8 protein-coding genes are annotated in these 14362 nt (G+C 49.0%); 1 reads left to right on the top strand and 7 read right to left on the bottom strand.

Annotation, left to right across the window (positions count from 1 at the left end):
- Positions 1-6: 6 nt before the first annotated feature.
- The 7 genes from bshC to AAHB90_RS18750 all read right to left on the bottom strand — a co-directional run bounded on the left by bshC (position 7) and on the right by AAHB90_RS18750 (position 10473).
- Positions 7-1557, bottom strand: a complete 1551-nt coding sequence (bshC, locus tag AAHB90_RS18720) for a bacillithiol biosynthesis cysteine-adding enzyme BshC (RefSeq protein WP_342086729.1) — start codon at positions 1555-1557, stop codon at positions 7-9.
- Positions 1558-1807: 250 nt separating this feature from the next.
- The gene (locus AAHB90_RS18725; protein WP_342086730.1) at positions 1808-3622 is read right to left on the bottom strand and encodes an acyl-CoA dehydrogenase family protein; all 1815 of its coding nucleotides are present in this window, start codon (positions 3620-3622) and stop codon (positions 1808-1810) included.
- A gap of 168 nt (positions 3623-3790) precedes the next feature.
- Positions 3791-6679 (bottom strand): putative Ig domain-containing protein, encoded by a 2889-nt coding sequence (locus AAHB90_RS18730; protein WP_342086731.1) that lies wholly within the window; start codon positions 6677-6679, stop codon positions 3791-3793.
- 1 nt (position 6680) lies between these two features.
- The gene (locus AAHB90_RS18735) at positions 6681-7796 is read right to left on the bottom strand and encodes a glycosyltransferase (protein ID WP_342086732.1); all 1116 of its coding nucleotides are present in this window, start codon (positions 7794-7796) and stop codon (positions 6681-6683) included.
- Positions 7793-8800, bottom strand: a complete 1008-nt coding sequence (locus AAHB90_RS18740; protein WP_342086733.1) for a glycosyltransferase family 2 protein — start codon at positions 8798-8800, stop codon at positions 7793-7795. Before AAHB90_RS18740 ends, AAHB90_RS18735 begins: the two co-directional genes overlap by 4 nt.
- 106 nt (positions 8801-8906) lie before the next feature.
- On the bottom strand, positions 8907-10085 hold the full coding sequence (locus AAHB90_RS18745) for an acetyl-CoA C-acyltransferase (RefSeq protein ID WP_342086734.1): 1179 nt from the start codon (positions 10083-10085) through the stop codon (positions 8907-8909).
- Between the two features lie 154 nt (positions 10086-10239).
- On the bottom strand, positions 10240-10473 hold the full coding sequence (locus AAHB90_RS18750; RefSeq protein ID WP_090384922.1) for a PspC domain-containing protein: 234 nt from the start codon (positions 10471-10473) through the stop codon (positions 10240-10242).
- Between the two features lie 283 nt (positions 10474-10756).
- On the opposite strand from AAHB90_RS18750, the gene secA reads away from it, so the two are divergent.
- Positions 10757-14101 carry a preprotein translocase subunit SecA gene (gene secA / locus AAHB90_RS18755; protein ID WP_342086735.1) on the top strand — a complete coding sequence of 1115 codons (3345 nt, stop codon included), beginning with the start codon at positions 10757-10759 and terminating at the stop codon, positions 14099-14101.
- The last annotated feature ends 261 nt before the right edge of the window (positions 14102-14362 follow it).

Here is a 14362-nt window from a genome sequence, read left to right on the forward strand (position 1 = left end):
TCTCTCCTACTCTTCCAGCAGCACATTATACCTGAAATCCAGCGGATCGAAGGCATTGTAAAGCTTCTGGATGAACTGAGGGTCGTTGATGTAGAAATTCAACAGATTATCATACCGTTCCTGGGCGATTCCGTTCGGGAACAGTTTGTTTTTAAGGGTCAGCAACTGCTCGATCTCCGATTCATGGTTGCGCTCTTCGGCACGGATAATGCGCTTTTCGAGGTGTTTTAATGAATTTAAAAGTCGGGTCTGCTCTGCTTTCACTGCGCCGTGCATCGTCTGGTCCACTTCGGTTGCCTTGACGAGTATCTGGTCAAAAATAGCATTGAATGCCTCTTTCTGAGCATTTAAGTTGAGCTCGTGCTCGGTATTCCGTTCGATGAAAGTCTTACGCAGTGCAATTTCATCCAGGAATAGGTCTTTATAATCGATTTTGAGCTTTTGTGCCTTTTTATACTGGTGACCGTTCATGTACAACGCAAAATTCCGCGGCATGAGCATTGGGTAGGGTACTCCAAAATGATCGAAAACACCTTTCAGCTGCATCCAGTAAGGCACTTCTGACGGCCCGCCTATATACGCAAGATTGGGCAAAATCACTTCTTCATACAGTGGACGCAGGATCACATTCGGGCTGAAGCGCTCGGGATTGCTTTCTGCAAGTGCCAGGAGTTGCTCCTCACTGAATTCCAGGTCGGTATTCAGTACCTTGAACACATCGCCCTCACGTACAATGCGCTCGCGCAGGTTGTCGTCGAGGTAAAAGAAGTTGATTTCGCGCGCGTGCAGGGGCGTATGGTAACCGAGCGCATTCAGGCGGGAAGTGGTTTCTGTAACAAGCTTTTCCGAGATGGAATCTCGGAGTTCTTCCCGAATAACAGGTACGAAATGGCGTTTAAGGTCGGCGTGGTCGGCGTCCAGGCTGATCAGCCCGTAACGTCCGAAAAGTTCGTGCATATAACATCGCACTGCGTCCGACAATGTATCGTTTTCCAGGTATGCCTTTGCGAACAGCAGCGGTTTATCAGGCAATTGTTTCAAAATACCCGATAATTCTTTCGGATTAAGCCTTCCTACGGCACCTTTGTGCTCACCCGTCCATTTGTGCGTCTGCCCGAAAAGGTGAAACGAAGCAATTTCCTCAAAATCATGATCTTCCGAAGCCATCCAGTAAATGGGGACGAAATTGTATTCGGGGTACTTCGCTTTTAGTGCTTCGGCAAGCTTGATGATCGTAACGATCTTGTATATAATGTACAACGGGCCAGTGAAGATATTCAGCTGATGGCCTGTTGTTACAGTAAACGTATTGTCTTGTAATAAAACTGAAAAATCGGGCAGGTAAGGCAGGCCATGGTACTGCTTCGTCAGCACATCGACGAGCGTTTTACGCTTGTCCGCGTCGAATCCCTTTTTATTTAAGATAACCTTTTCCGCATTCCCCAGTGTTGGAAAAGTGCTGTAAAAAGATTCAAGCGACGGCTTCTGATCCAGGTAGTCAAGTAATAATGCAGGAAACTGGCCTGTGATACGCAGATCCACGGAATGCAATGTCATGAAAGGTGGCTTTTCAGTAGCTAGTAGAGAATCCAACGTAATTATTTTTGCTATTTGACTCAAAAAAGGGATCTATCACCTAACGAGAAAGACGACGATTTTGGTTTCCCAAAATTGCGCATTTTGGCCGATAATCGAAAACCTTTCACCAAGATACAAAAAAGCCGCATCTGACTCAGATACGGCTTTCAACGTGTACATTTTGGTTTTCAGTTGTAGCAGGTTATTCACCTGAGATATTTATCGCTTCTTAGAAGACGTAGTCATTTTTGGCTATCAGCTCATCGGCAATGCGGCGGCGGGCGTCTTTCAGGTTCACAGGCTCGATTTTCGTAAACCTTTTAAGCCCCATAAGCATCACGCGAAGCTCATCGCTTTCGGCAAAGCTGGTAATGGCGGCGCGACCTGCATTGTTTACCCTCTCTACGGCACGATTGAGGTAAATGCTTGCTATATCCTTATGCAATGCATTTGCTCCGTCACCCAGCAGTCCGATCCGTTTCTCCACCCGCAACAACACCGATTCGGCCACATAAATTTCAATTACCATATCCGCAAGGTTCATGATAATCTCCTGTTCGTCAGAAAGTTTCATCATAAACTTCTGTACGGCTGCGCCCGCGATCATCAATGCTGCTTTTTTCAGGTTTTTAATCACCTTTTTCTCGGCGGCAAACAGCGCGTCATCCTCTTCGGAGCTGAAATCGGGAATCGACAAAATTTCCTTGCCTACTGCCATGGCTGGCCCCATGAGGTCAAGCTGCCCTTTCATGGCCCGTTTCAGCAACATATCTACTACCAGCAGACGGTTGATTTCGTTAGTACCTTCGAAAATCCGGTTGATCCGGCTGTCGCGATAGGCGCGATCCATCGGTGCATCGGCCGAGAAACCCATTCCTCCATATACCTGCACACCTTCATCCACCACAAAGTCCAGCACTTCCGAGCCGTGCACTTTCATGATCGCGCATTCAATCGCAAATTCCTCCAGAGCCTTCAATTTCGCCTCCGCATCGTTCACGCCCTTCTCTTTGAAGGCCTGGATAAGGTCATCTATATTTTGCCCTACACGGTAAGCCGCCGATTCGGTCGCGAACATACCTACCGCCATTTCGGCAAGCTTGTGCTTGATAGCACCGAAATTGGCGATCGCCGTGCCGAACTGCTTGCGTTCGTTGGCGTATTGTATCGCTTGCGAAGCTACCCGCTTTGCACCGCCCAGGGCTGCCGCCGAGAGCTTGATGCGACCGACATTCAGAATGTTAACAGCGATTTTAAACCCGTTGCCCCGGTCGGAAAGCATGTTTTCCACAGGCACCAGGCAATCGTTGAAAAAAAGCTGGCGCGTATCCGAACCCTTGATGCCCATTTTGTGCTCGGGTTCGTTCATGGTAATGCCACCAAATGATTTTTCGATGATGAATGCCGTCAGGTTTTTATCGGTTTCGCCATTCTCTTCAATTTTGACAAAAACAATAAATACATCGGCAAAACCACCGTTCGTGATCCACATTTTCTGGCCATTGACCACGTAATGCCGCCCATCGGCGCTCAGCTTCGCTTTTGTTTTGCCAGAATTCGCATCGGAACCCGAATCAGGCTCGGTGAGGCAATAGGCTGCTTTCCATTCGCCAGTGGCAAGTTTGGGCAGATATTTACTTTTCTGTTCTTCACTGCCATAATAAAGGATAGGCAATGTACCGATGCCGGTATGCGCCGAAAGTGCGACAGAGAACGAGTTACCCGCTCCCGTCGCTTCCGCGACGAGCATCGACGTATTGAAATTCATGCCAAAACCGCCAAATTCCTCGGGAACCGCAGTGCCCAGCAAGCCAAGCTCGCCAGCTTTGTCCATCAACCCCGAGATCAGTTCCGGGCTTTTGGCATGATCTATTTCATCCAGTCGCGGCCACACTTCCTTCGAAAGGAAATCGCGGCACGTGTCAGCGATCATGCGCTGCTCTTCATTGAATTCTTCCGGGATAAAAATCTGGTTGGCCAGGGTTTCCTTGATCAGGAACTCACCTCCTTTGATGGAGGTCTGATTTACTGCTGCAACGGACATATCTGAATGCGGGTTAGTCGGGAACATGTTGAGTATGCTTGCATACCATTACAGTTAATGCAAATATAGATCATAAAAATTATTATGCAAGCATACTATTATCAAAAATAAATGAAAATGGCCGCCCTTGAATGGCGGCCACCAACTAACGCGGACACATGCGGTTCGCTATTTCTTGAAAACTTTGAATTGCTTTAAAAACTCGCCGTTATTTTCGATCCTGATGAAATAAATGCCCGCCGGAAGGCCAATCGCGTCGAGATCCAGACTGGCCAGGGAGTCTGAAATCTTTACCAGCGAGCCCACAATCGGGATTCTTTTGCCTGCTACCGTTACAATTTCCCAACCCAGGTTATCTCCCGGCTGATATTCGGGAAGCTTGATATTGATGATGCTTTCAACCGGGTTGGGGTAGAATGCCCAATCTGCCATGTTCTTTGTAATATCCGACTTATCACCCGCTGAAATACCAAACTCGATAGAATTCGTAACCACGGCCGAATCCTCTTTAAAAGCGGTCACAGTCAAAGTATATCTTCCCACATAAGGCGCAAACCCCGAGGCATCCTCATACAAGGCATAAGGAAAAACGGAAGTAGTTGCTTTCCTGCGATAGGGCCCATTCAGATCGAAAGAAACTTTGTCGTATTCGAAGTTTCCGTAGGCATACATATTCAACTTCGAAGGCAGCGAATCGTAAGGGATCACGTCATCGCCAGATAGCTTCCTGATCACTCGCTGATCAACCTTACTGCCACCCTGGACCAGCTCAAAACGGATCTCGGGGATTTGTACCAACAGCACCAACGGGATCTCCACGTATGCGCCTGCGTTGTCGTATGCGCGGATGATCAGGCGGTATTCTCCCTCTTCCTTGGGCGTTCCCGAAAATTCGTTCAACGCAAAGTTGAGCCAGGAAGGCCGGTTTTGCACGGTGATAGATGAAATGTAGCCGTCGGGGTCGCCGAAAATATTGGCGGGCAGAATGTAATTGAAAGGCATATTGATCTGCGCATATTTGACGGGTAACCCACTGGTAGCAAATGGCGGTGCGTTCAGGAACTGCGGCTCCACGACCTTAACCGTGAAATAAGTCTCCACAAATGCATTGAGATCGTCATAAGCTTTGAGAATAATGCGGTAATCGCCCAATTTCGTCGGTGTGCCGCTCAGCACGCCGTTGGAAAACGTCAACCACGAAGGCAATTCACTGGCTTCGACTTTCGTAATGTCGCCGTCCGGGTCGACGAACGCCGTCTTTGGAATCGTAATTTTAAACGGCTTGTCCACCGCCACCATCTGATTAGAGAAATTACTATCGACGGTTGGTGGCTTGTTGGCATTTTCCCGCGTATCCACCCGAATGGTGAAAAATGCTTCCGCCGAACCTCCTTCGTCATCTATTCCTTTTACCGAAATGCGGTAATCGCCCAGCGTGCCGGGCCGGCCCCGGAGAATGCCGTTCTCGTAGCGCAGCCAAGCAGGCAATGCGCCTACTTCCACGCGCACGACCGTCCCGTCCACATCCGAGAAAGTATCGATAGGAAGCCGGTACTCGAAATCCTTGTTTACCGGGATAATTTGCATGGGCACCGGCCTGAACACATAAGGCATGTAATTGGACGCATCAGCCCAGTAGCTCGGCGCCAATATGTCTTCGATCAGGTGAATGCGGACGGGCCGCGGTTTGGCAGGATCCGCGTAGGCTCGTTTGGCCCATTCATCATAAATCACCCCTTGCGCACCTCCTTTTTCGGTGGCTGCCGACAAACGGTATGAAACCGAATCGGCATACACGATCGGAGTCATCGGTTTATTCAGCCAGGAGGTTGCCCCCTGCCTCAAAAAGCCTTCTGCACGCGCCATCTGATCTTTTTGCGAGATAACCACCGCTACCACATTGGCGCCGTGTTCGAAGTTCTCGTTGATTTGTTTCATATGGGCATTATTATCGAGGTATGAACTCACAAAGAGCTCATTGGCCGTGATAAAGCCCGCAGGCGCGTCGCTTTTCAGAATATCCACCGACCACCGGTGATCATGCGTGGCCAGGTTGTCGTTTACCTTAATCCCGTCCGTTTTTTGGTTGAGGTCGCGAAAGCCCAATGTGCCCCGTGATGCCGATTGCGAATCAAATACCGAACCGTAATCCGAGACATATTTAATAGCCGGGTCAATGCTTTTGACGGCGGTGACCATTTGTTCGGTAAACTTCTTGAGCATCATGTGGCGGTAGATGTACCAGTCTTTTCCATACCGTTGACGGAAAGAAAGATTGGGCTCCCAGGCCGTAGCAGGCGGATTAGCCTCATCGAACGACTTGAAAGTCATCCCCCAGAGAAAATTGATCCGCTCGATCTTTTTATATTTACTTTTGACAAAATCCTTGAACCCTTTTACCATGGAGGGCGAATAATCGTAAACTGCCGTCTCTTCCTTCCCCTTCTCGATCAGCCCGCCGGGATATTCTCCTTCCTGTGTGCCTGTATTAGTAACCGACACGTAAAGCAGTTTTTTATCGGTCTGTAAATATTTATAGCGGGTCACAACCTGCTTTACGAACGCAACTCCTTTGTCCAGAATGGTCTGGTTATCAAAACCAAAAAAGGTATCCTGATAACCACTCAGCAACGGCTTATTGCTATGGCTAAACTGGCTGTCGGAAACTTCCCAGAAACCCTTAATGCGCGTACTATGCCTGCCGAGGTGAATGCGTAATGCGACTTTCATGCCCAGATCGGTCGCAATTTTGATCTGTTGATCGTATTTGGCCCATTGCGGCGTTTCCGTGGGCGAACTGAAATAAACCTTATCCCAGGGGATGGTAATGTATACTGCATTAAGCCCAAAGTCCTTTGCAGTACGGATCAGGTCCGGTTCCGGGCCGATATCGTCAGGATTGGTAAGGTTCAGCAGCATCAGCGCAAGGTAACGCTGGCTATCTGTTTCGGTCGTTCTTTGCTGGCTTTGCCCCGAAACACGGCCAGCCATCACCAGCGTGCAGAGTAACAATGAAATACGGGACAAAAACTTAAACGCGCACGTAGAATTGAGCATACTAACGGGTTTTGTCAATTAATTCGATCCACTCATTATATCCGTTTTCCACATTGAACCGGCTCGCAACTTCAATGCTCAGGGCACTGTCGGTCTTCGTGTCGCCACGCATAACCGACCGCATCGCCGAGACCATTTGCCTGACGCTCAGATCGTCGGTAACAACACCCATTCCATCCTTCACAAACTCGGAGACCCCTCCGGAAGGGAATGCAACAATAGGCTTCCCTAACAACGCAGCTTCTATCATCACCAGTGGAAAAGGATCCTGCCGTGAAGTCAGCAAAAAACCATTCCCCATATTAAGATAGGCATAATAATCCTCTTTCTGTTTGCCAGTCAGGTGAATTTTTGTCGCCGACGTGTTGTTGGCGCAGCGTTGCTCGGTATAATACACCAATCCATCGTCGATCGTTGCACCTACCCACACCAGGTGGACATTCGGGTCGTTCACTTCGGCGGCAATATCAGGCAGCAGGTCGAAGCCTTTCCGCTCCGAGGTCATACCCGACAAAATCCAAACGAATGCATCAGCTGGTATTCCAAGCTTCTTTCTGAGTTCAGCCGACCGGTTATCGTCTTTTTTTACAAGCGAAGGATCGATGAAGGAGTAAAGCAGACCTACATTCTTACCGCCGGCGTCTTTCAATGCGTCGCAAGTTGTTTGGGAGCATCCGATCAGCAATTCCGAATAGTCCACGATGCTTTTGAAATCGGGCGCGCTCAGGTACGCGTACGTAAGCGGCATTTCATGGAAGTGGGTAATTACTTTAATACCAAATTCTTTGGCGACCACGATCGTCTCAGGGATCATCGTTGTATTAACATACCAGAAATCCGCCTGGAAACTTTTAGCGAGCTTTCTTAATGCCCGGAGCGTGGGGTTAATGCCCAGGTGAAAGGAAATTTTCTCAATCGTATTGAACTTGCGTGGGGCAATATGGACGGGAATGTCCTGGGGAAATTCGGCAAGCAACTCGCCGTTGGCGAAACTGACAATACCGGCATCAAACCGCGAGCGGTCTATTTTTTTCAAAATGTACAACAGCATCATCTCTGATCCTGTCCGTGTGGCATAGGGCGTAAAAAAAAGAATTCTTTTCTTGGATTGATTCATGCAGAAGCAGTTAAGAGGTCGATGTTCTCCTGGGGCTTGATCTTGTAAAGCCCTTTCCGGAGGAACAGCGTTTTCCAGAAATATTTTAAAAGAACGCGAGTCTTCCTTACATATATATATTGTGTGCGAAGTTCTGAGAACGGGTTTCCATTCTTTCTCAGGTTATGGACCATTTTCCATCCGTAAACCACGGGCACCATGAGAATGTAGTGGAGGATCAGCATGATGTATTGAAAAACGCCATATTGCTTTCTAACCCACAGAAAATTAGAAACCTGCATCTGCGTGCTGAACCGATTAATCCATGAAATATGCGTCCGGCGAAATGGGTTGTTGTTTTCAAGGTGAATAAAAATACAATCCTGAAAATAGCACAGCTTGCCTAGCTTTCCCAATCGGCCCGACCATTCCACATCTTCACCATACATGAAAAAGTCGCTGCTGAAACCACCGGTTTTCTCAAAACCTTCTCTTCTTACAAACATAAATGCACCTACAAGCCAGTCGTGCTGATCGGGATCGGTATAGACCGGTTCAGGATAAAGTTTGCTAATGAGCTTATCTACCAAGCCGCTCGGGGGAAGTATGAAAAATGTCTTCCGAAACTCATTAAAGCTCCGGTAGAAAGGCATCGGGGTACCGTCGGGGTAATATTGCAAAGCGCCGCAGGCAATAATATCGGTGCGCTGGTTCATGCGTTCAAAGCACCTGCCGATCACATTGTCGGTCAGAAGGGTATCCGCATTGAGCAACAGCAGGTACCTGCCCTTCGCGATTTCCATACCGCGGTTATTGGCAATACCAAAACCCGCATTGAACTCCATGTCAATCCACCGCACTTCCGGATGGGCCTCTCTCACCAGTGTACCGCCGCCGTTTGCCGGATCATTGTCTACAACAATTACTTCGAAGGTTACTCCGGCAGTAAATCGTTTGATAGAATCTAAGCAATTGATAATGAGTTGAGGGGTCCTGTAATTAATAATAATAATGGATACATCCATGAAAACCGGCGTACATGATGAAAGGGCAAAAATAAAAAATCTCCCCGGAAGATGGGTAACACTTCCGGGGAGACCGCTAAAATCGGGCCGATTGTTAGCCTACGGCCTAATTAAGCCTCTCATAAATACCTGCAACGCCCTGGCCGCCACCAACGCAGGCCGTTACCATGCCGTATTTCTGGTTGCGGCGCTTCATTTCGTTAAAAAGCTGCACGGAAAGCCTCGCCCCTGTGGAGCCCAACGCGTGACCCAATGCGATCGCGCCGCCATTCGGGTTTACGATTTCGGGATCGATCCCTAATTCCTGGATAACCGCGAGCGCTTGTGCGGCAAATGCTTCGTTCAACTCGACCTGCTGAATATCGCCCAGTTGCAAACCGGCCTGTTTTAATGCCAGCGGCACGGCGGCAACGGGCCCTATGCCCATAATGCGGGGGTCTACGCCCGCAGTCGCGTACGACATCATGCGCGCGATCGGTTTCAGGCCCAGTTCGTTCACTAGTTTTTCCGACATCACGATCACAAATGCAGCTCCATCTGAGGTTTGGGAAGAATTACCTGCCGTCACCGAGCCGCCCGCCGCAAAAACAGGTTTCAGCTTGTTCAATGCCTCGACAGTCGTATCTGCACGCGGGCCTTCGTCCTGGCTGATGACGGTTTCTTTCGTTTTTTTCTTGCCGGAAGCCTGATCAAAATAGGTTTCTTTCACGGTTACGGGCACAATACCGTCCGCAAACCAGCCCTCCTTCTGCGCGCGCAGCGCTTTCTGGTGGGATTGGAATGAAAATTCATCCTGTTTCTCACGGCTGATATTGAAATCCTTGGCAACCTGTTCGGCGGTAAGGCCCATGCTCAGGTAATAATCCGGATTGGTGTGGGCAATTTCGTAGTTCAATGCCGTCTTCCAGCCCATGGTAGGCACGAGCGACATCGATTCGGTACCGCCGGCAATAATGCATTCGGCCATCCCGGCATGAATTTTGGCAGAAGCCATGGCAATCGCTTCAACGCCGGAGCCGCAATAGCGGTTGATCGTGATACCCGATACATTTTTAGGCAAAGAAAGCAATGCCACATAACGGCCCATTTGCATGCCTTGCTCCGCTTCCGGCACCGCGTTGCCCACAATCACATCATCCACACGGACAGGATCGAGTTGCGGGGTCTGTTCCAGCAAATGTTTGATCACCGTAGCACCGAGGTCGTCGGGACGTGTAAACCGGAACCCGCCTCTCGGCGCCTTGCCCACCGCGGTGCGATAGCCCGCAACAATGTATGCGTTCATATTTGATCTATTTTTGAAATCAGTTTCAAGCAGGCGATAGTATGCCTGCATACCATTGGTAAAAATAGGTATTAATCGTAAAACAACAAACCGCCGGAGTTTGTTTTCCGGCGGTTTGCAACTACCAAGTCTTTGCTGATGGATATTTTAAATTTCAGGAAGGGATGTGCCCTTGTTCCAGCTCTTTGGGGCGTTTTGCACTGTCAGGCATGACGATCCAAAGTATGATATAGAACAAAATGACAGGGAATGTCACCGGGATGAATACTGCGAGCACGAATAATACACGGATAATTGTGACGTCGATTTCGAAGTAATCGGCTAATCCTGAGGCTACGCCGCCGATCATTTTGTTGCTGGTGTTGCGGAACAATCTATTGTGGTTCATGGCTATATCTGTTTAAATCTTTTCGATGTGTTAAAGGTACTATGCATTACCCAGTAGTGGTTCTAAATCTATACAGGCGGTCATAGGAAGGTAGCACGGGTTATTTTTGGTGATTAAAAACATTAGATATGCATTAGGATTATGGTAGTTGTTGCGTAATACTATTGGCAATGAATTACCTTTGGGCTTAGAATGATGAGTTTTGCTGACAATGTGACACGCGTTTTCTTGCAGGCTCAATATTTTTCAAGGATAAAACCGGTTAAAAAACATACATCACATCATGTTTAAAATATTTTCCAAGCTATTTGGCACAAAATCAGAGCGGGATTTAAAGGAATTAACCCCGTACGTTGATAAGATCAATGCCGAATATGCCCTCCTGGCCTCCCTTTCGAACGATGAGCTCCGGGCACAGTCCGCGAACCTGAAACAACATATTGCAGATCAACTTAAATCTGTCGACGAGCAAATCGCCGCGTTGAGACAGCAGGCTGCCGACGAACCGAATGTGGACAGCAAAGAGGCGATCTTCAAGAAAATCGACGCCCTGGAGCTGGAAAGAAATAAAGAACTCGAAAAGGTGTTGCTGGATATTCTTCCGAAAGCATTCGCGATCGTGAAGGACACGGCCCGCCGTTTTACAGAGAATGACAAGCTGGAAGTAACCGCCAACTATTTTGACCGCGAAATTTCCACCAGAAAATCGCATGTGACGATCAGCGGTGACAAAGCGACCTGGAATACGACCTGGGACGTGATCGGCCAGCCAATCAAATGGAACATGGTCCATTATGATGTGCAGCTGATCGGTGGTGTCGTGCTGCACCAGGGTAAAATCGCCGAAATGGCGACCGGTGAAGGTAAAACCCTCGTGGCAACCCTGCCGTCTTTCCTGAATGCATTGGCCGGAGAAGGTGTTCACATCGTAACCGTGAACGACTACCTCGCGAAACGTGATGCCGAATGGAATGCACCGCTTTTTGAATTCCACGGAATGAGCGTCGACTGTATCGACCGCCACCAGCCGAACACTATTGCACGCCGCAATGCATATAAAGCTGACCTTACTTACGGTACCAACAACGAATTCGGTTTCGACTACCTGCGTGACAATATGTCACGGACGCCGGAAGAACTCGTTCAGCGTAAGCACCATTTTGCGATGGTCGATGAGGTCGACTCCGTATTGATCGACGACGCCCGTACACCTTTGATCATCAGCGGCCCTGTGCCACGCGGTGATGAGCAGGAGTTTTTGGAACTGAAACCGCGTGTTTCCAGGATCGTTGAGGCCCAGAAACGCCTCGCAATGGATTTCCTTAACGACGCTAAAAAGAAAATTCAGGCTGGCGATAAAAAAGAAGGAGGTCTGGCATTGTTCCGTGCACATCGCGGTATGCCCAAGTACAAGCCTTTGATCAAATACCTCAGCGAAGGCGGCGTTAAAGCCATTATGCAGGAATCGGAATCGATTTACCTGGCGGAAAACCAGAAACTGATGCCGCAGGCCGACGCTCCCCTTTATTTCACCATTGACGAACGCCACAATAGCATTGAACTGACCGAAAAAGGGATCGACTTCCTGACCGGCGAATCGGAAGAAGCCAACTTCTTTATACTTCCCGATATTGCCGTCGACCTCGACGCGATCGAAAAGGACACTTCGCTCAGCGAGCACGACCGCGTGATCGCCAAAGAAGCATTGATCCGCGATTATTCGGTTAAAACAGCCCGCATTCACACGGTAAACCAGCTTTTGAAAGCATTTACGCTTTTTGAAAAAGACGTGGAATACGTGATCATGGACGGAAAGGTGAAAATCGTCGATGAACAAACCGGTCGTATCATGGAAGGCCGCCGTTACTCTGACGGCTTGCACCAGGCAATTGAAGCGAAGGAAAGCGTACGCGTAGAAGACGCAACACAGACATACGCAACGGTTACCCTGCAAAACTACTTCAGAATGTACCACAAGCTGGCCGGTATGACCGGTACAGCGGAAACGGAAGCCGGTGAATTCTGGGAAATCTACAAACTCGACGTTGTCTCGATCCCTACCAACAGAGGAATCGTTCGTAAAGACCAGGAAGATAAAGTATACCGCTCGGTTCGCGAGAAATACAATGCGGTGACCGACGAGATCGTAGAACTCGTGGAAGCCGGAAGACCGGTACTCGTGGGTACTACATCGGTTGAAAACTCCGAGATCATCAGCCGGATGCTTACGCTCCGCAAGATCCAGCACCAGGTTTTGAACGCGAAACAACACCAGCGCGAGGCGGAAGTAGTAGCCGAAGCCGGTAAGCCGGGAACTGTAACGATCGCTACCAACATGGCCGGTCGTGGTACCGACATTAAGCTTACCGCGGAATCCAAATCCGCGGGCGGTTTGGCCATCATCGGTACGGAACGCCACGAAAGCCGTCGCGTCGACCGTCAGCTGCGTGGTCGTTCGGGGCGTCAGGGTGACCCGGGTTCATCGCAATTCTTCGTGTCTCTGGAAGATAACCTGATGCGCTTGTTTGGTTCCGACCGTATGGCTAAGGTAATGGACCGCATGGGCCTCGAAGAAGGTGAGGTGATCCAGAGCGGCATGATTACGAAGTCGATCGAAAGAGCGCAGAAGAAAGTGGAAGAAAACAACTTCGGCATGCGGAAGCGTCTGCTCGAATATGACGATGTAATGAACTATCAGCGTGACGCGATTTATACCCGTCGTCGCAATGCATTGTTCGGAGATCGTCTGGCGGTGGATATTGCCAACACATTGTTCGATGTGTGTGACGAAATCGCTACCACTGCCGGAAGCTACGCGGAGCTTGAACTTGCAGCCATTACCACGTTGGGAATGGAAGTTCCATTCAGCGAAAATGAATATGCCGCATTGAAACCCGCCGACCGCTCACAAAAACTCTACGAAGCGGCCGAGAAACAATATCAGGACAAAAACGACTCGATTGCAGGCAAAGCGTTGCCGGTTCTCCGGTCGATCCACGCCGAACGCGGCGCAGTCATTTCCGAGATCATGATCCCGTTCACCGACGGCATTCGTCAGGCAGGGGTGGTTGTCGGTTTGCAGAAAGCCATCGAAAGCGAAGGCAAGGACATCACCCGCGAAATGGAGAAAGCGATCGTACTTTCGCTCATCGACCAGGAATGGAAAGAGCATTTGCGTGAGATGGACGATTTGAAACAATCGGTTCAGAATGCTGTATTCGAGCAGAAAGACCCGCTTTTGATCTACAAATTTGAATCCGTCGAGCTCTTCAAACGCTTTCTGAGCAAAGTGAACTTTGATATGATCTCCTTCCTGATGAAAGCTGATATTCCGCAGGAAGAAGCTGCACCACCAACCGCAGTACCACAGCAGGTTCGCAGGCCGGAGCCAACGCCCGAGCTTCATACCAACCGTGAGGAAGACTACGACGTGGAAACTGATACTTTCCATACACAGGAATCCACTACCAAAGCACAGCCCGTGCGTACCATCAAAATCGCTGACCGCAACCAGAAAGTTTCGGTTCAGTACCGCGACGGACGGATCGTTCGGGATGTCAAATTCAAGAAAGTAGAACACGAAGTCAAAAACGGCGACTGCGTGGTGGTCGACGTGCATGAAGACTAGCCGTCGTTAGTCGGAAGTAGTCATTTTTAGTCAGGTGTGGTCATTTGTTGTCAATTTTAGTCAGGTATGTAGAATATGAGAGAAGAATATTTCTCCACCAGACCTGACAATATCTGACTACCAATGACAACTCCTGACTACGAATGACTATTTCTGACAACATCTGACCTCTTGACAAGAAGCGTTACTGAAAAAGCCTCGGCGTCACTGTCGAGGCTTTTTCGTTGCCGGAAAATCAGGATTTATGCGATATTTGCATTT

The sequence above is a fragment of the Dyadobacter sp. OTU695 genome (assembly GCF_038440355.1).
Taxonomy (GTDB): Bacteria; Bacteroidota; Bacteroidia; order Cytophagales; family Spirosomataceae; genus Dyadobacter.

What these genes read in the sequence shown, in the direction of transcription:
- AAHB90_RS18730 (WP_342086731.1), bottom strand. Translation starts at nt 6,679, where the DNA reads ATGCTCAATTCTACGTGCGCGTTTAAGTTTTTGTCCCGTATTTCATTG.
- secA (WP_342086735.1), top strand. Translation starts at nt 10,757, where the DNA reads ATGTTTAAAATATTTTCCAAGCTATTTGGCACAAAATCAGAGCGGGAT.
- bshC (WP_342086729.1), bottom strand. Translation starts at nt 1,557, where the DNA reads ATGACATTGCATTCCGTGGATCTGCGTATCACAGGCCAGTTTCCTGCA.
- AAHB90_RS18725 (WP_342086730.1), bottom strand. Translation starts at nt 3,622, where the DNA reads ATGTCCGTTGCAGCAGTAAATCAGACCTCCATCAAAGGAGGTGAGTTC.
- AAHB90_RS18750 (WP_090384922.1), bottom strand. Translation starts at nt 10,473, where the DNA reads ATGAACCACAATAGATTGTTCCGCAACACCAGCAACAAAATGATCGGC.
- AAHB90_RS18740 (WP_342086733.1), bottom strand. Translation starts at nt 8,800, where the DNA reads ATGGATGTATCCATTATTATTATTAATTACAGGACCCCTCAACTCATT.
- AAHB90_RS18735 (WP_342086732.1), bottom strand. Translation starts at nt 7,796, where the DNA reads ATGAATCAATCCAAGAAAAGAATTCTTTTTTTTACGCCCTATGCCACA.
- AAHB90_RS18745 (WP_342086734.1), bottom strand. Translation starts at nt 10,085, where the DNA reads ATGAACGCATACATTGTTGCGGGCTATCGCACCGCGGTGGGCAAGGCG.